This window comes from Pseudomonas sp. P7779 (genome assembly GCF_013386315.1).
Taxonomy (GTDB): Bacteria; Pseudomonadota; Gammaproteobacteria; order Pseudomonadales; family Pseudomonadaceae; genus Aquipseudomonas.
This window is the reverse complement of sequence record NZ_JACARZ010000053.1, coordinates 19,520-40,528: the sequence shown is the minus strand read 5'-3', so window position 1 is coordinate 40,528 and position 21,009 is coordinate 19,520. Positions and strand designations below refer to the sequence as shown.

The 21,009-nt window shown below is 62.1% G+C and carries 15 protein-coding genes; 8 read left to right on the top strand and 7 right to left on the bottom strand.

Annotation, left to right across the window (positions count from 1 at the left end):
• The first annotated feature begins 21 nt into the window (after positions 1-21).
• From HX869_RS16540 to HX869_RS16520, 5 genes are read left to right on the top strand one after another with little or no spacing between them, the layout of a single operon-like run.
• Positions 22-603, top strand: coding sequence for a fimbrial protein (locus tag HX869_RS16540; protein ID WP_003216422.1), 582 nt, complete (start codon positions 22-24; stop codon positions 601-603).
• Between the two features lie 10 nt (positions 604-613).
• Complete coding sequence (locus tag HX869_RS16535; RefSeq protein WP_134327277.1) at positions 614-1,111, top strand: fimbrial protein; 498 nt, start codon at positions 614-616, stop codon at positions 1,109-1,111.
• Positions 1,112-1,125: 14 nt separating this feature from the next.
• Positions 1,126-1,605, top strand: a complete 480-nt coding sequence (locus tag HX869_RS16530) for a fimbrial protein (protein ID WP_178903359.1) — start codon at positions 1,126-1,128, stop codon at positions 1,603-1,605.
• An 11-nt stretch (positions 1,606-1,616) separates the two neighbouring features.
• On the top strand, positions 1,617-2,150 hold the full coding sequence (locus HX869_RS16525) for a fimbrial protein (protein WP_087692798.1): 534 nt from the start codon (positions 1,617-1,619) through the stop codon (positions 2,148-2,150).
• 36 nt (positions 2,151-2,186) lie between these two features.
• Positions 2,187-3,158 (top strand): fimbrial protein, encoded by a 972-nt coding sequence (locus tag HX869_RS16520; protein ID WP_008435561.1) that lies wholly within the window; start codon positions 2,187-2,189, stop codon positions 3,156-3,158.
• Positions 3,159-3,171: 13 nt separating this feature from the next.
• On the opposite strand, the gene HX869_RS16515 is transcribed toward HX869_RS16520, so the two are convergent.
• The 3 genes from HX869_RS16515 to HX869_RS16505 form a co-directional block, all read right to left on the bottom strand.
• Positions 3,172-8,277, bottom strand: a complete 5,106-nt coding sequence (locus HX869_RS16515; protein WP_178903358.1) for an NEL-type E3 ubiquitin ligase domain-containing protein — start codon at positions 8,275-8,277, stop codon at positions 3,172-3,174.
• Positions 8,278-8,412: 135 nt separating this feature from the next.
• Positions 8,413-11,505, bottom strand: coding sequence for a transglycosylase domain-containing protein (locus tag HX869_RS16510; RefSeq protein WP_178903357.1), 3,093 nt, complete (start codon positions 11,503-11,505; stop codon positions 8,413-8,415).
• Positions 11,506-11,758: 253 nt separating this feature from the next.
• Entirely contained in the window at positions 11,759-12,217 is a 459-nt protein-coding gene (locus HX869_RS16505) for a transposase (RefSeq protein ID WP_032899435.1), read from the bottom strand.
• A 637-nt stretch (positions 12,218-12,854) separates the two neighbouring features.
• Here HX869_RS16505 and HX869_RS16500 point away from each other — a divergent pair.
• Positions 12,855-14,267, top strand: a complete 1,413-nt coding sequence (locus HX869_RS16500; protein ID WP_178903356.1) for an amino acid permease — start codon at positions 12,855-12,857, stop codon at positions 14,265-14,267.
• A 45-nt stretch (positions 14,268-14,312) separates the two neighbouring features.
• On the opposite strand, the gene HX869_RS16495 is transcribed toward HX869_RS16500, so the two are convergent.
• The 4 genes from HX869_RS16495 to HX869_RS16480 form a co-directional block, all read right to left on the bottom strand.
• Positions 14,313-15,437, bottom strand: a complete 1,125-nt coding sequence (locus HX869_RS16495; protein WP_178903355.1) for an OpgC family protein — start codon at positions 15,435-15,437, stop codon at positions 14,313-14,315.
• Between the two features lie 143 nt (positions 15,438-15,580).
• Positions 15,581-15,877 carry a cupin domain-containing protein gene (locus HX869_RS16490; protein ID WP_178903354.1) on the bottom strand — a complete coding sequence of 99 codons (297 nt, stop codon included), beginning with the start codon at positions 15,875-15,877 and terminating at the stop codon, positions 15,581-15,583.
• 66 nt (positions 15,878-15,943) lie between these two features.
• Positions 15,944-17,563 (bottom strand): FMN-binding glutamate synthase family protein, encoded by a 1,620-nt coding sequence (locus tag HX869_RS16485; protein WP_003216444.1) that lies wholly within the window; start codon positions 17,561-17,563, stop codon positions 15,944-15,946.
• Positions 17,564-17,693: 130 nt separating this feature from the next.
• A complete protein-coding gene (locus tag HX869_RS16480; protein WP_003216446.1) occupies positions 17,694-18,458 on the bottom strand; it encodes a LuxR C-terminal-related transcriptional regulator in 765 nt (254 codons plus the stop codon).
• Between the two features lie 93 nt (positions 18,459-18,551).
• On the opposite strand from HX869_RS16480, the gene HX869_RS16475 reads away from it, so the two are divergent.
• Both HX869_RS16475 and HX869_RS16470 read left to right on the top strand, forming a co-directional pair.
• Positions 18,552-19,373, top strand: a complete 822-nt coding sequence (locus HX869_RS16475) for a carbon-nitrogen hydrolase family protein (RefSeq protein ID WP_008435543.1) — start codon at positions 18,552-18,554, stop codon at positions 19,371-19,373.
• A 228-nt stretch (positions 19,374-19,601) separates the two neighbouring features.
• The gene (locus tag HX869_RS16470) at positions 19,602-20,927 is read left to right on the top strand and encodes an APC family permease (protein ID WP_134327273.1); all 1,326 of its coding nucleotides are present in this window, start codon (positions 19,602-19,604) and stop codon (positions 20,925-20,927) included.
• The last annotated feature ends 82 nt before the right edge of the window (positions 20,928-21,009 follow it).

The following is a 21,009-nucleotide window of genomic DNA, read 5'->3' as shown; positions in this document are numbered from 1 at the left end:
TGCCTGCTGCCGGAGAACGTCATGAAGTTGCACACAGTGAAGGTCTTGGGCGGTCTGTTGCTGGCCCTGATGGGGCCGGCGCACGCCGCGGATGACGAGGATGTGGAGGGCATGGTCGGGATGCTCAACATTCTCGGGTCCATGCATGAAACCCCCTGCAGCCTGGAGATGGCATCCCTGCACCAGACGATCGACCTGGGCCCGGTATCGGCCAGCCAGTTGCAACGGCCTGGTGACCAGGCGACCTCCGTGGCCTTTCAACTGCTGTTCGAGGATTGTCGGCGCACCGCCGGCCGCATCGCCAGTGAGCGCACGGGGAACCTGACATGGAGTGCTTATCAACCGGTGCTCTCGGTGGCGTTCATCGCACCAGCCGATGCCGACGATTCACGGCTGGTCAAGGTGCAAGGCATCACCGGGATGGGCCTGCGCCTGACCGATTCCCAGGGGCGCGATGTACAGCTGGGTTCAAGGGGGGAGCCATTGTTCTTGCCCTTGGGCCGCAACACGCAGACCTGGAACGTCCAGCCCACGCGCACCCCGGCACCCCTGACCAGCGGTGCATTCCGGGCCGTGGTGGATTTCAGGCTCAATTATGAGTAAGGGCAGAACAATGACCAGGTTAACCGGCCCGTGGGCCATTTTTATCGGTGCGGGACTGCTGTGGGTGGTCAGCCAGGGCGTGCAGGCCGATACCAACCTGACGATCCGCGCGACCATCATTGCACCTCCACCGTGCGTGATTAACAGCGGCGGCACACTGAATGTGCCGTTCGGCAATGACCTGCTGACGTCACGGATTGATGGCGTGAATTATCGACGGGACGTGCCGTATACCGTCACCTGCAGTCCTCCCGTTTACAGCAACGCGATGACCCTGGAACTCAAGGGCGCGGCAGCCGGGTTTGATAACAAAGTGCTCTCGACCCCCAAGACCGACCTGGGGGTCAAGCTCTTCGCCAATGGGGCGGACTGGCCGCTGAACACGCCGCTCAGGTTTACCCATCCGACCTTTCCGGTCGTGCAGGCGGTGCCGGTCAAGCGCGCAGGCAGCACGCTGACGGGCGGGGCATTTGCGACCGCCGCCACCCTCGTGATCGAGTACCAATAATGAGGAAACGATCAATGAAATGTTGGCCACAGCGAACGTTGCTCGGCTTGTGTTGCTTCGGCTTTTTCAGTGCTGCGTCGGCCAACCTGACGTTCAACGGAACGCTGAACGAGCCGCCGCCCTGCACGATTGATTCGGGCAGCACGATTGAAGTCGATTTCGGGGATGTCGGCACCAAGCGCGTCGATGGCGTGAAATACCGCAGGGCCGTCGGCTACACCATCCGTTGCGGCGCCTCCACGCTGCCGTGGTTGTTGAAGCTGAGCGTCAAGGGCACAGAGACGACGTTTGATAACGCCGCCCTGCAGACCACTGCGCCTGACCTGGGCATTCGGCTGTACCAGAACAACGCGCCGTTTCGCCTCAACACGCCGCTGGACATCAGCCTGGCGGCACCGCCGACCTTGGAAGTGGTGCCGGTCAAACGGCCGGGTTCGGTCCTGAAGGCCCAAGGGTTCACGGCGGTGGCCACGCTGTTGGCTGAATACCAGTAGGAGTCGAGTGTATGCGACACGCAATGATTCATAAGGGGCTGGTCCTGCTGCTGACCTTCGGCCTGGCGGCCACGGCGCAGGCGGTGGACAACCTGAGGTTCAAGGGCAACCTGGTGGAACAGGCCTGCACCATCCGCCCGGGCGATGAAGCCATCACCCTGGAGCTGTGGGACCTGACCAGCAAGCACCTCTACATCAACACACGCTCAGTGGGCAAACGTTTCACCCTGCACCTGGATGACTGCAATACCACCATCAGCGACTCGGTGACCATCCTGTTCAACGGTGCGGAAAACCGCGCGCTGCCCGGTTTGTTTGCGCTGGACGGTGGCAGCGGTGCCTCTGGTATCGGGCTGGGTTTGGAGACACTGAGCGACAAGCCGGTGCCGGTGAACAAGGTCGGCGACGAACAGAAATTGAGCCCCGGCAACAACGTCATCCTGCTCAAGGCCTATGTGCAGGGTGAGCCGGATGCCCTGCGGGACAAGACCATCGGGCACGGCAGCTACCGTGTGACTTCGACGTTTACGCTGGATTATCCGTAACGGTAAACCGTTATGCATGGGATGAAAGAGAACAACATGAAACGACTATTTGGAGCCGTTGTGCTGCTTGCCCTGGCTGGCGTCACGACGACCGTGAAAGCGGCTGATTGCCGGGTCAATGGCGGCAATTGGCAACGGGTGAGCATTGGCGGGACGTTGAACCTGCAGGTTCCGGTGAATGTGCGGCTGGAGGTGAATGAGCCGCGCATTCTCCTGTCCGGGGTGAGGATCGAATGCCGGTTTGAACCGGACAGCTATACCCCGGATGGACGGCAGGACTACTGGGCCACCGGGACGAGGATCGGCCCGGCCTGGTCGCCTGGTCCGAAGTTCGTCAGCCAGACGACCGGCTTGCGTATCAATGGCAGTTATTGGAACACGCCTATCCAGGCGGGTATCAGGATTGCGACCATGCCTAACAATACGTCTCCGATCCCGATCGATGTCATCCCTTATATATTGATCCGCAACAACCCGACCAACCCGATCGACATTCGAATAGGTGACACTCTGGGCGTGTTACGTCTCGACCAGACCAACAACTACGATTCCTTTTCCACGAGCCTGCAGCTTACGTACATCGCCAACAACGACTTCACCATCTCCCCGTCGTCGTGCACGATCAACAATAACCAACCGATCGAAATCAACTTCGGCAACGTGCACCAGAGGGCGATAGGCACCGACCCCGTATCAACCACCGTTCGTACCGATCGCACGCTCACCTACCGGTGCCCGGACCCGGGGATTACCACGCCGATCACCATTACCTACAAAGGCACGCCGTCCTCGTTCAACGCCAATGCGCTGGTGATGAGCAATCCGAACGTGGGCACGGCCCTTGTCCGTCAGGGGACTGCGGTTCGAGTCAATGGCTCGTTCCTGACCCGTATCACCAACAGTTCCGGGAGCGACGTTGTAACGTTCGCCCTGGTCAAGCAGGCGGGGTCCCTGCCTGTCGAGGGGCCGTTGAACGGCAGCGGCGTACTGGTAATGGGGGTGCCATGACACACCCATACGGTCAGACCTGGCGCGTGACGCGGTTACGTTGTTGGCTGTGGCGTTCCAAAGCCTGGTGGGTCAACTCGCGCATCCATTGTTTTTCGCGGTAGCCCAGTTCGTTGAGCAGCAGGTTGTAGCTGTCGTCCGTCATGGGTTGCCCGGTCAGCACCTGCGGGTGCGGTACACCCAGGGCGTCGGCGAGGCCGATCAGCGTGAGCCTCAACGCTTCCTTCTGCTCGGCGGGTAAGCCGTTGGCCTGGGCCAGCCTGGCCTGGGCTTCCTGCAGTTCATCAAGGCGTGCGCATTGTTCGTCGAAATGCCGGGCGTTGGCCTCAAGGGTGTTCGGGTGGTGGTCGTGCAGGTACTGTTCCCAATAGGGCTCCAGCAACATCTGGTTGACCAGGCCATCGCCTTCGCCCAGCTCCAGCACCGTGCTGTAGGCCTGTTCGATCTGCGTGGGTTTTACGTCGCCGGTGTCGCGGTACAGCATGTGTTCCGACAGCCAGGGCAGGTCGAGGCGCTTGGCCAGGGAGGTCTGGTAGCTCAGGTAGACCTCCACGTCGTCCACGTTACCCATCACGCCCTCCCGTCGTTGGGAACGTAGCCATTGGCCGAGGCCGCCTTCGGCTTCGGGTTTGAGCCGATGGGCAATGTCCTCGCTGGCGATGCGGTTCAATTGCTTGAGCCGTGCATTGCCCTTGGCCAGCGTCACCAGTTTGCCCTCGCGCTCGCTGGCCGAGGCGGAGTAACGCTGGGCTTCGCTGACCAGCACTTCGATGCCCAGGTCATTGAAAATCTGTGCACTGCCGTCGGCGCACAGGCCGGGAAAACTGGCCATCTTGAACAGCTTTTCACGCAGCGCCGTATCGTTGTGGGCCGCCTCCAGCAAACGCCAGACGCGCTCGCGCAACGTTTCAAGATTGTCCCAATAGGTGTCCATGTCCTGGGGCCGCTGGAAGAAGTCGGGCGCTTCAAGGGCCTTGATCACCTCGAACAAACCCTGGGAGCCGTGCTCGCGCTCCACCGCTTGCCACAGCTCCTGGCGCCTGCCCAGTAACGGCGGCCTGACCCGTTCCAGCCACGGGCCGCTCTCTCCACGGGGCTCATAGCTGCGGTTGGGGTCCAGTCCGGCGGCTTCGCGGTACTGCTCGTACAGCAGGCGCTGGTCGTTGAGCAGGGTGTTGCGGTCCAGGCGGGTATGGGCGACGGTCCGGGCCTCGGCGCTATCGGCCATGAGCGCTGGCACATGGTCAATCCGGGTTTGGCTCAGGTCGAGCAAAAAGCCCTCCTCCCGTGGGTGGGCAAACAGCCCGGTGGGCCATTGGGTGATGGGGGTGCGGCTCAGGAACAGGCGGCGCAGGTGCGGCATTTTCGAGATGTTCGGTGGCTGCGTCAGCGGGTTGCGGTACAGGTTCAGGTTGCGCAGGTGCTTGAGGTTTTTCAGGCGCGCAACGTCGCCGTTGAGCAGCGTGATCTGGTTTTCCCCCAGGTTGAGGTCGCGCAGGTAGCGCATGTTGGCGATGGGCTCGGGCAGCCGCGTCAGTTCGTTCGCACTGACGTCCAGCTCCCGCAGGGACGGGAATGCCTGCAGAAAGGGCCACTGGCTGTCGTTGAACATGCAGTTGGCCAGCTTCAGTTGGGTGACGTGCTCGAAACCATTGCCCAGCAGCGGCAGGCTGCCGGGCAGGTCGAGGGCGCTGAGGTCCAGGCTCGCGCCGCTCTGCACCTGGCCCAAGTCGTCGCGGTGCTCGGCGAGGCGGTCTTCCCAGCAGCGATAGAGTTTGTGCGCAATGATATTTTTACGCAGTTTTTCCTCCCGGGCCATGCGGCTGTTTTTGGGATGGGGGCCGGGCAGGCGCTTCCATTGCTCCAGCTCCCGGTACAGGTTGTGCCGCTGCAGGACCAGGCGATTGAGGACATCGTTGTTCAGCCCCGGGCCGATCTCATTGAGGAACCGCTGCAGGCGTTCCTCCTCCAGGGTCGGGAACAGACTGGCCAGCACCTCCCGGGCGCGGGCCTGGCCCAAGTGCTCCTGGGCGCGGCGCAACCCGCCGAGGGCCGCGCCGCCGAGCAGGGTGGTGGTCTGCACATCTGCCGTACTGCGCAGCGGTGGCTCGGCCAGCACCCGGCGCCGTTCGGCCAGGGGTTCGAGGGTTTCCATCAGCCAATGCTTGAGCCCGGCGCCCTGGCCGGGCCGGTAGCCCAGTTCACGTTGCTGCGCTTCGGACAGCGCGCGCAACAGGCATTCATACAGGGTATCCGGCCCATGCAGGCGCTGGCCCTGCTGATCGAACAGTTCGTAGCCCACGTCGTTCTGGCGCACCAGCACCCGGCGCCGGCGGGCATCGGCCGGCCCGGCTTCACAACGCAGCGTACCGCTGACCAGGCGATCGCGGATTTGCAGGTGCAGGTCGCCAAAGCCATCGCTGTAGCGCTTGAGGGTATTGAGCACCAGGCGCTCGGTACCTTCGGTGATCGCCCAGGGCGGGAAGAACCCCGCGTAGGCCTGGACACTGTGCTGGGCGAAGCTCAGTTCCCTGGCCTGATTGAGCAGGCGCAGCGGTACGTGGTGGTCCAGGGTTTGCCGTTCGGCCGGGGTTGTGCCGGCCAGCAGGGTGTCGGCCAGCGGCCGGTCCAGCGGGCTGACCTGTTCGCGCAAACGGCGTTCATGGGGATCGGCGCTGACCTGGCGGGCCTGATGGATGTAGTCGGCGATGTCACCGGTCTGACGCGCCACCGAGTCCGCCAGTTGATCGCGCAAGGTTTGCACGCGCAGTGCTTGCGGCACGTCGCCGCCCAGCAGGTGCCTGATCGACGGCTCATCGAGAAACTCCAGCACCCGCGCCGGCAACTCGCCGGACATCACCTCGGCCAAGCTCAATTGCAGCGTGTCGGCCGGCGATGCCTGCGGGTTGGCGTACTTGTGGGAGTCACCGCTCTTGTCCGAGCGCACGAACACTTCCAATGCCTTGGTTTGGGGCCAGCCCGGCAGCTCGGTGATGGTCTGCTCGAACCAGGCGGACGTCGCATCCAGCGGCAGCGGTGCGCCGGCGCGAATGGTGTGCACGGTCTGTGTGGCAGCGCGCTGGGCTTCATAGCGATTGAGGGTCGCTTCCAGCAGCGGCGGGGTCGGCCGGTTTTGCACGTAAAGGTTGCGCAGCACACCGTCGTCGGCACCGCTGATGCGTTGCATCTGCTGCAGTTGCTGGTTGCTGAAGGGCGCCGTGCGCGGCCCCAGGCGGCGCATCAGCGTGGCGCTGTCCCAGGTGCGCGGTTGCTCGGCTTCATGTACGAAGGCGCCGTCGCCGTTGAACCGCACCAGGGGTTGATAGGCGTTGGCGCGCTCCGGGTGAGCGATACGTGTGTCGCCGGTTTCAGGGTCTGCCTGCACTTCGAAGTGAGTACCTTGCAGCGCGAGGATCTGCTTGCCCCGATGGGTGTGCAGGCCGTCGACAATGGGCGGCTGGTCGAGGTTTTTCACAGCATAGGGCGCAATATCCGGGTGCCACAGGCGCGTGCTGCCGTCGGCCCGCACCACCGGGCGCAAGCCTTCGACGAAGGGGCTGAGCTTGAGCCGTGCGACATGGCCCAACTGGCTGGCAGCACCGAACAAGGCAAACTGGATCACGCTGTCGGCCACCGCGACCACTTGCTCCGCCGCCTCGGCACCGCGCCCCTGAGCCCAATCGACAATCCCCTCGAACACCTCGTCGGTGATCTGGTACAGGCTGTAGGCGAGCATCGCTTCCCCCAGCAGCGGCACGAAGGGCGTCAGCACCAGCAGCGCCGCATTGAAGATATCCCCGAGGATTTTTTCCAGGTTGTCCCACCAGGCCCAGCGCGCGTGGCGGTCGGCGGTGGCGGTGGGCACGGCGATGTCCAGGGCATCGTTGACGATCTTGTTCAACTTGAGGCGGTACTGGTAATTCCACAGGTCATTTTCGGCGGCGAGCGTTGAGCGATTGACGTGATCGTCACCGATAGCCTGCACGCTGAATTGCAGGTTTGGCTGGGTGATCGGAGTGTCGCGCCAGCTGGGGCGCGGGTCGGTGTGGGCGGTTTGATGCCAGCGCACACGGCTCAAGCGTGTATTGAGCCCGGCAAAGAATTCACCGCGCCTGGCGTGGTCGATGAACTGGCTGAAGAAGGTCTGGTAGCGCTGGCTGTCCCGCAGTTTTTCCGTGAGGTGGCTGAGGAAGGCCGCAGGCGAAGGGTATTGCTTCAGAGGGTGTTCGGGGTCTGCGGGGATGTACACCAGCACCTTGCCGACGGGTCGGGTGGGCTGCGGGACAAACAGCAACAGGATGCCGGTCAATGCCGTGTTCATCAGGCTCAGGGTATGGCATCCAAGCGCCTGACCGTCCAGCAGCGCGACGCGGCCGGTGATCAGGTCGAGCACGGCGCCGTGGGCATCGGCGTCGATGTCCCGGTTGATCAAGGCCAGGTGCGCCGCCGTACCCAGGGCAGTCTTCTGAGTGGCAATCATCTGCAGGCGCACGTCCCGGGTCACCGCCGGGTTATAGAACCCCAGGGCCTGGCGCAGGCTTTTCTGGTAGCGGGCGCCCAGGTCCAGGGTGCGGCAGATGTGCTTGAACTGTTCAGCGGTCAATACGGCGCCGGTGATGGAGTGGCGCAAGGTCAGTGTATCCCGCTGCCCGCGTGGGTCTTCGGCGGACAGGAAGGCGTAGTCGACGAAGGTGTCCGAGGCGGCAAAGTTGGCCAGCGCGACGTCCAGCAGCGACAGGGTTTTGCTTTGCTCCCCACGATTGAAATCGTGCACCCACCAGGCAACTTTGGCGCTGGCATACAGCCGCAGGCAGGTGGTTCTGACGTCGATCTCGCCATAGGCCTTCAAGGCATTTTTCAGCAGCGGTTCGGCGAAGGCGTACACGTCGGCCAATGCCTGGAATCGCTGGTCCATCGCAGCCTGTTGCTGCCAGTGTGCGGCGATCGCGGGCTTGAGCGCTTGATGCTGGCTGGCGCTGGCATGGGGATAGTGGCGGATGCCTTGGTGGGCGACGTCGTTGAGTGCGCGCAGGCGGAGTGGCGAGGTGGTTTTCAGCCAGTGCGGCAGGGCGTTTTCGATAAACGCGTGGTGCAGGGACTGGTCGGGTATGTCGGCCATGGGGGCAACCTGTAGAGCTCAAAAAGAAGGCTTGAGTCTATGCACCGGCACGGCTGCGGATAAGTTTGAATAGTGGGTGGAAACCGCGGCGGATCCCTCAGTAATCCGCAAGTGAAAAGCGCAGGGATAGGCCCATCAGCGCACGCTGCATAAGCTGTTGTTGTCCGGTTGCAGATAGGGCGTAAGAATCGGCGCCATGCCCTTGAGTACCTGTACCGGCAACGCCGAAGTGAACTTGAAACCCTGGGCCGAAGCGCCGGGGACGAAGGCGGTCAGCGTGCCGAAATGATGCTCGCCGATGTAGAACACGAAGGTCGCCGTGCGGTTGATCGCCTTGGAGCTGAGAATCCGCCCGCCGGCGCCGATGGCTTCGATCCGGTTGTCGCCGGTACCGGTCTTGCCGCCCATGGCCAAAGGCGTACCGTCCGCCAGTTTGAAACTGCCGGACACGCGCCGTGCGGTGCCCGCGTCCACCACCTGGGACAGCGCGCCCTTGAGCGCCGTGGCCACCTCGGAAGGCATCACGCGTTTGCCGCGATTGGGGTCGTTGACCAAGCGGGTTTCGTACGGGGTGTCGGCGGCAAAGCGCAGGCTGTCGATACGCAGGGTGGGCTGGCGCACGCCATCATTGAGGATGATCCCCACCAGTTCCGCCAGGGCCGCCGGGCGGTCGCCGGAGCTGCCGATGGCCGTGGCAAGCGACGGCACCAGGTGGTCGAAGGGGTAGCCGACTTTCTGCCAGCGCTGGTGAATATCGAGGAAGGCTTCGATCTCCAGCATGGTGCGGATGCGGCTGTCGCGGGCACTCTTGTGGCGGCTCTTGAACAGCCAGCTGTAAACCTCCTGGCGCTCGTGTTCACTGGCGGCGGTGGCCTGGGTGAAGGTGGCGTCGGGGTTGTTCAGCAGGTAGCCCATCAGCCACAGGTCCAGCGGGTGAACCTTGGCGATATAGCCTTGGTCAGGCAGGTCGTAGGCGCCGGGGCCGTAATTCTGGTAGAGCTTTTCGAGGCGCTCGTCGGTGAGTTTTTCAGGGCTTTTGACGCTGCTCAAGTGCGAGCGGACGAAGCTGTTGAAACTCGCCTGGCTGGCGTTGGGCAGCAGGTAGCGGTGTACGGCGGCCAGGCGAATGGCGGTGGGGTGCATGCCATCGAGGAAAGTATCGAGGCGCGCCTGGGTATCTTTGTTGCGGTACTTTTTCCAGAACTTGAGCAGGAACGTAGTGCCCTCGCGGTCGGCAAACTGGGCCAGGTATTCCTGGCGGCGCGGGTCGTTGTCGTCCTTGAGCAACTCGGCGCTGTTGTTCGGGCCCTGGTAGGTGGTGTAGCGCACCAGGTCGCGCATCAAGCGAATGAACGGCAGGTTGATGGACTCGCGCAGGGCCTCGATCAAGGTGGGATTGCGGCCGTTGTCCTGGCTGCGGAAGTTGTGGAAGTGGTGCATGCCGCCGCCGGTGAAAAAGCCTTCGCCGGTGTTGGCCGAGTATTGGCGATTGAGGGCGGCGTCGAGCATGGCCGGCAGGTTGCGGTCGCTGTTCTGGATCAGGTAATCGAGGGCCCAGCGGGTGATGCGGTCCTGGTCGTCCACCGGAATCTTGCGCAACTGGGCAGCCGGCATCGCGCCGTATTTGTCGTGCAGCTCGCTGACGATTTGCAGGTAGGTGGTCATCACCCGCAGCTTGGCGGTTGAACCCAGTTCCAGCTTGCTGCCTTCGTTGATGTCGAATGGCTGGTCGGTGCTGTCGGTTTGCACGCGCACGCGGGCACCGTCGGGTGTCATCTCGTAGAGGTTGAAACTGTAGCGAACCTGAGCGGTGCTGGCGGGCGTCAGCAGCGTGGGCCCGAGCAGGCCGATCTGCGCGGCGAAAGTGGGGTCGGCGAGGTGCTTGAGGTACGTGCTGGCCTGGCTTTGCAGGTCGGCTTGCAAGGTGCTCGTGGCAGAAAGATCGAGTCGGTCGAGGTCGTACAGCGGCTGGTTGAGCAGGGCGGCCAGGCGAGTGCGGGCGACGCTGATGCCCTTGTTGGTTTCGATTGGCTGGATCGTCGGTTGTTGCTGCCAGTCACGGTAGGTGACTTTGCTGGCGAGGGCTGCGCTGGCCAGCGCCGGGTCGATCACGTTGTTTTGTGCGAGCAGGCGGATGTGGCTGTCGGTGAGGTCCGCCAGTTCCTTGTGGCCCTTGGACAGATAGTGAGACGGGCGACGCTGGGCGATCATCAGCGACAGCACCTCGCGCAACGCCAGACCCTTTTGCGGCAGCTGTTTGGGGTCGGTGCCGATGAGCAGCGCGTTTGTCTGGTTGAAGTCGGCGCCGTACCACACGCGCAAGCCTTCGGCCATGCCGTGCACTTCGCCATGGCCGGGTACCGCCGACAGGGGCACGCTGTTGAGGTAGTCGCGCACGATGTCCTGGCGAGCGGCAAGGGTTTGCGGGCCGTCCTGATACGCGCGCACGCTGGCAGAAATCATCTGGCGGATTTTCTCGCCGCCGGACAGGGTCAGGCCGTCGGGCGAGTGGCGGTATTTTTCCAGCTGCGTGGCCAGGGTACTGCCGCCTGCCGTCTGGCCGGGCAGGTGCAAAAGCTTCGCCACCTGGGACCAGGCGGCCTTGGCAAAGCGCGGCCAATCCACGGCCGGGTTGAGTTGCGGGTTTTTCGGGTCCAGCAGGTCGCGGTCTTCGATAAACAGCAGGCTGCTGACCACCACCGGCGGGATCGCCGCAAAGCTTGGGTAGAACTGTTGTGGATACGTGAACTGATACAGCGGTGCGGCGCGGCAATCGGTGATGGTCAGGCCGGCCTGGATTTTTTCCGGGTAGGGCACGAACAGGCCGCGCTGGGCGTAGGTCATCAGGTCGGGGGAGAAGCGCGCTTGAGCCTGGATCAGGTAGTCACGCTTGATCAAGCGCGGCAGGAACTCGCCGAGGGCGCTGTAGCCCAGGCGCTTGTCAAAGGGCCCGGCGCCAGGGTAAACCCGCGCATCGCTGGGGCCCGAATGCATTTGGTAGGTGAGGGTTGAGGCAATGTCGGAGAAGGTTTTGGCCTGCAACCTTGAAGTGCGCATTTCCCGCAGGGCGGCAAAGCCCAGGGCGATCAGCGCAATCAGCAGCACCAGCCAGAACAGCCGCCACCACAACCGTCGGCGGGGAGGAGGGCTTTGTGGCAACGGCTGTTCATCCGGGCTATCGGTGGATACCGCAGCCTTGGTCGAAGCGTTTTGCCATAAAGCGCCCATAGTCGATTGATCCATTTACGTAGATTGATCGGACTTGGTTGAAGCTTAGACGGTGGTGGGCGAGTGAGGGGGATTTGTGAGTGTGATGCTGTTTGTGGCGAGGGGGCTTGTCCCCCGTTGGGCTGCGCAGCAGCCCCAAAACCTGCCATGAAGATCTTCCTGAAGAAATGCGGTGTGTTTACTGGGGCTGCTGCGCAGCCCAACGGGGGGCAAGCCCCCTCGCCACAGACAAGCCCTCTCCACACAGGAAAAATCAGAGCCAGGCTGCGTCCCATAGTGGGTAGTCACCAATATGTTCGACCAGGCCCGCTCGCAGAGGATTGGCGATGATGTAGCGGGCAATTTTGCGAAGGTCTTCATCGCTACGCACTGCTCGGTCATGGTAGCCAAGTTGCCAGAATCGTTCTTTGCTGCCGCGTGCGCGATTAATGGTGAGGGTGCTGCGGGATTTGGTACGTCCCACAGCCTGCGACAACGTTGTGCCTTGCAGCTCAAATAGCCAATGAAAGTGATCAGGCATGACGACCCATGCCAGAGAGTCGACCATTCCCAATTCATGGGTCTTCCTGAATTCTGCTACCAGTAGTCTTCCCAAATGGAAGTCTTTGAACAGGGGTTGCCGGTTGTGAACCACGGCGGTAATCAGATAAGGACGGCCAGATTCTGAATGTCGACCACGGCGTAACAGATGAGAGTTGGGTTGATGAAGCATTCCTTTGCTCCTTGAGGGGAAGTAGTCAATTGACGTTAGCAGCTGCTGTGGAGTGCTCTCTTGCAGTTCAGTGTCGGCGTGTTTCTCGAAGGTAGATTTGTGGCGAGCGGGCTTGTCCGTGGCGAGGGGGCTTGTCCCCCGTTGGGCTGCGCAGCAGCCCCAGTAAAGACACCGCATTTTCTGGATAGAACTTATGGCAGGTTTTGGGGCTGCTACGCAGCCCAACGGGGGACAAGCCCCCTCGCCACAGACAAGCCCGCTCGTCACAGATAACCCCGCCACATAACCCCAAACCGTCGAGCTAGAGCCTCCCCCACCGGTAAATCCGCCAAAGGTAGGGGCATGACGCTGCACCATTACCGTGCAATACTCGCCGCCGTTTGGTGGCGATGATTCCTACGCTAACCAGGTGATGCTCCTCCGCAAAAGGCGCCTTTACCGAGAGTTCCCGCTGAATCTTGCCGTTTATAGAGTGAAAACCCCTGGGTTTAGCTTTTTATACTGCACCCCCGCTGATCTGGCCCGGCCAGACCGTTTTACCCAAAAGGTGATCCGGCAACGGTACGCCATGGCAGACCCGCCATGACGCCCCGGACTCGGTGGCTCATATCCAATAACAAGACGAGGTTGTATCCCTATGCCAGCTGGCAATCATCTGCCCCACGGCGAGACCGCTCAGGGCGGTCCGCTGAAACGCGAACTCGGCGAACGGCATATTCGCCTGATGGCCCTCGGTGCATGCATCGGCGTCGGCCTGTTCCTAGGCTCGGCCAAGGCCATTGAAATGGCCGGCCCGGCGATCATGCTGTCGTACATTATCGGCGGTCTGGCGATCCTGGTGATCATGCGCGCCCTCGGCGAGATGGCCGTGCACAACCCGGTGGCCGGTTCGTTCAGCCGCTACGCCCAGGATTACCTCGGCCCGCTGGCGGGCTTTCTCACCGGCTGGAACTATTGGTTCCTGTGGCTGGTGACCTGCGTGGCAGAAATCACGGCCGTCGCCGTGTACATGGGCGTGTGGTTCCCCGATACACCCCGCTGGATCTGGGCCCTGGCAGCACTGATCAGCATGGGCACCATCAACCTGATCGCGGTCAAGGCTTTCGGTGAGTTCGAGTTCTGGTTCGCACTGATCAAGATCGTCACCATCATCGCCATGGTGATCGGCGGCGTCGGCATCATCGTGTTCGGCTTTGGCAACGATGGCGTGGCCCTGGGCATTTCCAACCTGTGGACCCACGGCGGCTTTATGCCCAATGGCGTGCAGGGTGTGTTGATGTCCCTGCAGATGGTGATGTTCGCCTACCTGGGCGTGGAGATGATCGGCCTCACCGCCGGTGAAGCGAAGAACCCGCAGAAGACCATCCCGAGTGCCATCGGCTCGGTGTTCTGGCGCATCCTGCTGTTCTACGTCGGTGCGTTGTTCGTGATTCTGTCGATCTACCCGTGGAACGAAATCGGCACCCAGGGCAGCCCGTTCGTGATGACCTTCGAGCGCCTGGGTATCAAGACCGCCGCCGGCATCATCAACTTCGTGGTGATCACCGCAGCGTTGTCGTCGTGCAACGGCGGTATCTTCAGCACCGGGCGCATGCTCTACAGCCTGGCGCAGAACGGCCAGGCCCCGGCCACGTTCGGTACCACCTCGAGCAACGGCGTGCCGCGCAAGGCGCTGCTGCTGTCGATCTTCGTGCTGTTGCTGGGCGTGCTGCTCAACTACATGGTCCCGGAAAAAGTCTTCGTCTGGGTCACTTCCATCGCTACCTTCGGCGCGATCTGGACCTGGCTGATGATCCTCCTGGCCCAGCTCAAGTTCCGCAAGAGCCTGACCCAGGCCGAACGTGACGGCCTTAAATACCGCATGTGGCTGTACCCGGTCAGCTCCTACCTGGCCTTGGCGTTCCTGGTGCTGGTGGTGGGCCTGATGGCGTACTTCCCGGACACCCGTGTGGCGCTCTACGTGGGGCCGGTGTTCCTGGTGCTGCTGACGGTGTTGTTCTACGTGTTCAAGTTGCAGCCGACTCAAGCGGCGGCACGCACCGCGAGCTGAGTTTCCTGCGCTCAACAAAAAGCCCCTTTCGGGGCTTTTTGTTTTTCAGGCGGTGGCGACGCGCGCCGGTTGCGTGAGCCGCTTGTTCAAGTCCAGCCAGGCCCCCAGCAACGCCATCAACCCGGCGCCTACCAGTGCGGTGAAAATCTGCATGGCGAAGGCATCGCCGGTGATCGCATTGATCATGTCTGCCAGTGGCGCCAGCAGCACCCCCAGGCAGAACACTTCCAGGGAGTAGCGCCCCATACGGCAGGTTTGTCGGGCCAGCCAGTTCTGCGTCCATTCGCGGCCAGGCAACAGCTTGGCGGTGACATAGGCCAGGGCCAGAAAATGCAGCAGGCGCACCGGCGACAGGTCGGTCTTGCTGATGGGGTACAGCAGGTCACTGAGCGCCGACGGCATCAGCGCGTCGTGGATTTCCGGCCAGCGCCACGAGAGCGTGAGAACCCCCGCCAACAGCGCATACACCGCCGCAGTGACGAACAATGGCTGACGCAACAGGCGCCGAGTCTCGACAGGGCGGGGTTGCCCGGCATGAATCGCCGCCGCGCCGCCCAGCACAAACAGCAACTGCCAGGTCACCGGGTTGAAGTACCACACGCCGTCGGCAATCGCCGCCAGGTTCCAGCCCAGGTGCGGGGCCAGCAAGTACACCGCCAGCGAAACAGCCACCACCGCCGAGGTCTTGCGCAACAGCAACGGCAACACCAGCGGCAGGCAACCCAGCAGCACGATGTACAGCGGCAACGGGTCCATCAGGTTGGGTTTGAAGCGCAGCAACAGTTCATCCACCAGGGCTTGCTGGGGATGGGTGACGAAGTGCGTCAGGCCCATCTCTTCAACGAGGTCGCGGGTTTCCACATGGCTGTTGGCGAAGAACACGATGCCCATCAGCATCGCCAGCAGGAAGATGTGCACCACGTACAGCACCCAGGTGCGCCGCCAGATCTTCACGCAGGCGATCAGATAACCGTCGCGCTGCAGGATCTTGCCGTAGGCCAGCACGGCCGCATAACCGGCCAGGAACACGAAGACCTCCGCCGCGTCGCTGAAACCGAAGTTGCGCAAGGTGATCTGGCCCAGAGGGTTGTGGGGCACGTGATCCCAGAAAATAAAGATCAACGCCAGGCCCCGAAAAAAATCGATGCGCGGGTCGCGTCCGTTCAACATGGCAGCGGGCTCTTGAACAAGGGGTTTAGTAATGACAAGTGGACGACGGCTTCAGTCGAGCCGTACGTCGGGCGGGCGCAGGTTGGCGGTATTTGTAAGCAATTGCAAAGCTGAGTTTTTTGCTGAATGTCTCATCGCTTTGTTTAAACGTCGATGATCACCAGCGTGCCTTGGCTGCCGGCGAGTACCGCGTGGGCGATGCCGGCTTCAACCAGGTACATCTGACCGGCGCCGACGTCGATGGCCTCCTCGCCAATAGACAGGCGCAAAAGGCCGTCGATCACCAACAGCCCTTCGTTGTAGTCGTGGGTTTCTTCTTCATAGGCCTGTGCATCCATGCGCAGCACCTTGATCCGCGCCGGGCCGACCTGGCCCACGCGGGTGGATTTCCAGGTGTCCGGCAGTTGGGCGGCGATGGCGGTGAAGTCGAGTAACGGCATGGTGAAGCTCCTTGTTTCAACGATGCCGTTCGGTGGTCCGGTTCAGCGGGGTTGTTCAGTGCGGGCTCAGGCCGCGGCGATTTCATTCGGCTCAAAACTATCGGCCCGCGCCATCTGCCACATGCGCGAATAAAACTCGCCGTTCACTTCGCCGGTGAGCAATTCGCCAGGTTTCAGGAACACATGCAACTGCGAGAACAGCTTGATCTCGGTGGCCGACATGCGCCGCACCAGGTGCTTGGCCGACAGTTGCGAAGGGTGGTCGAGACCGGCGGCAGCGAGCATTTCTGCCAGGGCCTTCAACGTGTTGCGGTGGAAGTTGAACACGCGCTGGGCCTTGTCCGGCACCACCAGTGCGCGCTGGCGCAACGGGTCCTGGGTGGCCACCCCGGTGGGGCATTTGTTGGTGTGGCAGCTTTGCGACTGGATACAGCCGATGGCGAACATGAAGCCCCGCGCCGAGTTGGCCCAGTCGGCACCGATGGCCAGGACGCTGGCGATGTCGAACGCGCTGACGATCTTGCCGCTGGCGCCGAGCTTGATCTTGTCCCGCAGGTTCAAGCCCACCAGGGTGTTGTGCACGAACAGCAAGCCTTCACGCAGCGGCACGCCGATGTGGTCGGTGAACTCCACCGGCGCGGCGCCGGTTCCGCCTTCCTTGCCGTCCACCACGATAAAGTCCGGGAGAATACCGGTTTCGAGCATGGCCTTGGCGATGCCCATGAATTCCCACGGGTGGCCCAGGCAGAACTTGAAGCCCACCGGTTTGCCGCCCGACAGTTCACGCAGCTGGGCGATGAAGTGCATCATTTCGATGGGAGTGGAAAACGCGCTGTGGCGCGACGGCGAGATGCAGTCCTCGCCCATCATGATGCCGCGGGTGTCGGCGATTTCCTGGGTCACCTTGTGCTTGGGCAGTATCCCGCCGTGGCCCGGTTTGGCGCCCTGGCTCATCTTGATTTCGATCATCCGCACTTGCGGGTTCTGCGCCTGCACGGCGAAGCGTTCCGGGTCGAAAAGGCCGGCGCTGGTGCGGCAGCCGAAGTAGCCGCTGCCGAGCTCCCAGGTCAGGTCGCCGCCGTTTTCCCGGTGATAGGGGCTGATGCTGCCTTCACCGGTGTCATGGGCGAAGTTGCCGAGCTTGGCCCCCTGGTTGAGCGCGCGAATCGCGTTGGCGCTCAGCGAACCGAAGCTCATGGCCGAGATGTTGAACACCGAGGCCGAGTAGGGCTGCTTGCATTGCGGGCCGCCGACGATCACGCGAAACGCGCTGGGGTCGCTCAGCGGCGCGGGGCGCATGGAGTGGCCGATAAACTCAAAGCCCGACTGGTAAACGTCGATCAGCGTGCCGAAGGGTTTGTCGGCACTTTCATTCTTGGCGCGGGAGTAGACCAGCGAGCGCTGGGCCCGGGAGAAGGGCAGGGCGTCGCTGTCGGATTCCAGCAGGTACTGGCGGATTTCCGGACGGATGCCTTCCACCAGGTAACGGATATTGCCCAGGATCGGGTAGTTGCGGCGCACCGCGTGGGGGCTTTGCAGCAGGTCGAAAATGCCGATCAGGCTAAGGATGCCGGTGACCACGGCGATCGGCCACAGCCATTCGTGTTCGATAAACGGCATGCTGGCGAGGGTGAAAATGACGCAGACGGCAAAGAACGCGTAACGGCTTAACAAGGACAGGCTCATACAGGGTTCCTTAGTTTTTATCCTGTAGGAGCGAGCTTGCTCGCGAAGGTCGTTAACGATAGCGCGGTTGTCTGGATGACCGCGGTGCATTGACGTTTTTCGCGAGCAAGCTCGCTCCTACAGGGCTCGATCAGGCGTTTTGCGCCTGCAGAAAAATCGAGAACAGCTCCGACTGGGATTTGATCCCTAGCTTGCTGTACATGTGTTTCTTATGGACTTTCACGGTTTCAACAGAGATTTCCAGCTTACGAGCGATTTCCTTGCTGGAGCAACCACTGAGCATCAAACGGCCCACATCCAGCTCGCGCGCGGTGAGTTGCGCGCCCCAGCCATCGTTGTGGATCGGCTGCTCCGGAGCGCTCACCTGGTTGAGTTCATGGGGCAGGCGCTGGCGCAGCAAGCCTAGTACCCACGGTTGAATCAGCGACAGCAGGGCAATCTGCTGTGGGTCAAAGCGCTGTTTGGAGCCCAGGGACAGGCATAGCGTTCGCCCGTCCGGTTGCTGGCAGTTGAACTGGATTTCATCGGCCACCACGTTCAGCCGGAAGTAGCGCTGGTAATACTCGGTCAGCTCGAAATGCTCCGGGGCCACTTCGGCCAGGCGAAACAGCCCGGTGCGCGAGTGTTCGCGGCTGGCGATGTAGAAGGGATCGAGCAGGTATAAACCGTTGAGGTAATCCTGGAACAGATGGTCGGGTTCGCCGTCCTGGCCCGGGCATTCGGCGAACACCAGGGGTTTGTGCTCGCTGCTGAACAGCAACACCACCCAACTGTCGAACGGCACATATTGGTCCAGCAACCGGACAAGCTGCGTCCAGAAATTCGGCTGGTCCAGGGCGTCTATCATCTGCCCCACCGAACGGTGCCAGGCGATGTCTTCCAGCGACAATGTCATGCATCTACCCCCATAGGGTTAACCCGGCTGCGTGATTTCCCGAGTGTTCGCGGCTGCGCATACTGCGCCACAGATAAAGAACAAGGAATAACCATGAAGGTCGAATTTGCCCAGCTGGCAGGCCGCGATAACGGCACAGCTTACAACCTTGAGCGCGCGTTGGCGGCAATTGCTGCGTGTGCGGCGGATACCCAATTGGTCGTATTCCCGGAAACCCACCTGATGGGCTTCCCGACCGCCGGCACTGTGGCGGACGTCGCCGAACCAGTGGACGGCCCGACCGTGCAGGCGATTATCCAGGCCGCCCGTGCGCGCAATATCGCCGTGGTGATCGGCATGGCCGAGAGCGACGCGGGCCAATTCTATAACACCACCTTGATGATCACCCCGGACGGCATCGCCCTGCGCTATCGCAAGACCCACCTGTGGGCCTCGGACCGCGGTGTCTTCACCCCGGGTGACCGCTACGCCACCTGCGTGTGGAACGGCGTGCGAGTTGGCCTGTTGATCTGTTACGACATCGAATTCCCGGAAACCGCCCGGGCCCTGGCGCAGTTGGGCGCTGAAGTGTTGATCGTCACCAACGGCAACATGGACCCGTACGGCCCCACCCACCGCACTGCGATCATGGCCCGCGCCCAGGAAAACCAGGCGTTCGCGCTGATGGTCAACCGAGTGGAAGAGGGCGACGACGGCCTGATGTTCGCCGGTGGCAGTGCGCTGGTCGACCCGTTCGGCAGCTTGCTGTTTGAAGCCGGGCGCGGGGAAGGGCAGTTCAGCGTTGAACTGGACCTGGGGCAACTGGCGGCGGCGCGACAGGACTATCGCTACCTGGATGACCAGCGCTTGAAATTGCCGGGGGAGGTGATTGAGCGCGAGGACGGGACGCGGGAGTTGTTGATCCCCAAACCCTGACACGGGTCTCGTGGCAAGGATGCTGTTGTGGCGAGGGGGCTTGTCCCCCGTTGGAGTGCGAAGCGCTCCCGCTTTTTCTGGGGCCGCTTCGCAGCCCAACGGGGGACAAGCCCCCTCGCCACAGAAGCTGCATTTCACCAAAAAGCTGCTTCAACCATAAAAATTATTGCGTTCGCTGCACCGACTTCAGTTCTGCCATAAATCTAATAATTGCGCGGAGAATCGCTCATGGCTCGTTTGCAACGCACCCTGTCGTTAGGGTCGGTGGTGCTGTTTGGCATCGCCTATATGACACCGATCATTGTCCTGGGCACCTTCGGTATCCTGGCGCAATCCACCGCCGGCATGGTCCCGGCCGCTTACCTGGCCGCCCTGGTGGCGATGTTCTTCACCGCCATGAGCTACGGCCGCATGGCCTCGGCGTTCCCGGTGGCCGGGTCTGCCTACAGCTATGTGCGCAAGGCCATCAGCCCCAAGCTCGGGTTTATCGCCGGTTGGGCGGTGTTGCTCGACTACCTGTTCCTGCCCATGGCCATCTGGCTGATCGGCGCGGCCTACCTGCATTCGGCCTTCCCGGCCGTGCCGCAATGGGTCTGGGTACTGGCGTTTATCGGGGTCACCAGTGTGATCAACATCATCGGCCTGAAACTCGCCAACGGCATCAACGCCTTGCTGATGCTGGTGCAGTTCCTGGTGCTGGTCGCCTTCGTCGCGCTGTGCATCCACTACATCGGCGGTGATGCGAGCAAGCCGCTGTGGACCATCACCCCGTTCTTCAACGGCCAGATGCAAATGCCGTTGATCATGAGCGGCGCGGCGATCGCCTGCTATTCGTTCCTGGGCTTTGACGCGGTCAGCACCCTGACCGAAGAAACCCGCGACCCGCGCCGCACGATTCCCCGGGCGATCATGCTGATCACCCTGATCGGCGGGCTGATCTTCGTCGGTGTGTCGTACTTCGTGCAGATCGCCCACCCATCGTTCGAGTTCACCGACGTGGATTCTGCCGCCTACGAGATTGCCCGCAACATTGGCGGCGACCTGTTTGTGTCGATCTTCCTGATCGGCCTGATCGTCGGCCAGTTCGCCTCGGGGCTGTCAGCGCAGGCCAGTGGTTCGCGGTTGCTGTTTGCGATGGGGCGCGACGGGGTGTTGCCCAAGTCGTTCTTCGGTACCTTGCACGCGCGCTTCGGTACGCCGGTCAACAGCATCCTGCTGTGCGCGGTGGTTGCGTTACTGGCGTTGAGACTGGACGTCACCACCTCCACCTCGTTCATCAACTTCGGTGCGTTCCTGGCTTTCAGCCTGGTGAACCTGTCGGTGATCTTCCACTACTGGATCGGTGCCAAGCAGCGCGGTTTGCGGGAGTTGGTGCTGTTCCTGGTGTTCCCGACCATCGGCCTGGTGGCGGATTTGTGGTTGATGGTCAGCCTTGATCACCTGGCGATTTACCTGGGCCTGAGCTGGTTGGCGATTGGCCTGCTGTACCTGGGTTTCCTGACGCGGGGCTTCTCCCGGCAGCCCCCGGAAATGGACTTTCAGGAAGCCGCATAGAAGCTTGGGGTCTATTCTTATTGCAATCGGTTCTCGTTTGGGTGCATCATTTGTGTTACTGTATAACACTTGATGTTCACCC

Excerpts from the sequence above, each read along its gene's own strand:
- HX869_RS16540 (WP_003216422.1), top strand. The coding sequence starts at position 22 with ATGAAGTTGCACACAGTGAAGGTCTTGGGCGGTCTGTTGCTGGCCCTG.
- HX869_RS16535 (WP_134327277.1), top strand. The coding sequence starts at position 614 with ATGACCAGGTTAACCGGCCCGTGGGCCATTTTTATCGGTGCGGGACTG.
- HX869_RS16530 (WP_178903359.1), top strand. The coding sequence starts at position 1,126 with ATGAAATGTTGGCCACAGCGAACGTTGCTCGGCTTGTGTTGCTTCGGC.
- HX869_RS16525 (WP_087692798.1), top strand. The coding sequence starts at position 1,617 with ATGCGACACGCAATGATTCATAAGGGGCTGGTCCTGCTGCTGACCTTC.
- HX869_RS16520 (WP_008435561.1), top strand. The coding sequence starts at position 2,187 with ATGAAACGACTATTTGGAGCCGTTGTGCTGCTTGCCCTGGCTGGCGTC.
- HX869_RS16515 (WP_178903358.1), bottom strand. The coding sequence starts at position 8,277 with ATGGCCGACATACCCGACCAGTCCCTGCACCACGCGTTTATCGAAAAC.
- HX869_RS16510 (WP_178903357.1), bottom strand. The coding sequence starts at position 11,505 with ATGGGCGCTTTATGGCAAAACGCTTCGACCAAGGCTGCGGTATCCACC.
- HX869_RS16505 (WP_032899435.1), bottom strand. The coding sequence starts at position 12,217 with ATGCTTCATCAACCCAACTCTCATCTGTTACGCCGTGGTCGACATTCA.
- HX869_RS16500 (WP_178903356.1), top strand. The coding sequence starts at position 12,855 with ATGCCAGCTGGCAATCATCTGCCCCACGGCGAGACCGCTCAGGGCGGT.
- HX869_RS16495 (WP_178903355.1), bottom strand. The coding sequence starts at position 15,437 with ATGTTGAACGGACGCGACCCGCGCATCGATTTTTTTCGGGGCCTGGCG.
- HX869_RS16490 (WP_178903354.1), bottom strand. The coding sequence starts at position 15,877 with ATGCCGTTACTCGACTTCACCGCCATCGCCGCCCAACTGCCGGACACC.
- HX869_RS16485 (WP_003216444.1), bottom strand. The coding sequence starts at position 17,563 with ATGAGCCTGTCCTTGTTAAGCCGTTACGCGTTCTTTGCCGTCTGCGTC.
- HX869_RS16480 (WP_003216446.1), bottom strand. The coding sequence starts at position 18,458 with ATGACATTGTCGCTGGAAGACATCGCCTGGCACCGTTCGGTGGGGCAG.
- HX869_RS16475 (WP_008435543.1), top strand. The coding sequence starts at position 18,552 with ATGAAGGTCGAATTTGCCCAGCTGGCAGGCCGCGATAACGGCACAGCT.
- HX869_RS16470 (WP_134327273.1), top strand. The coding sequence starts at position 19,602 with ATGGCTCGTTTGCAACGCACCCTGTCGTTAGGGTCGGTGGTGCTGTTT.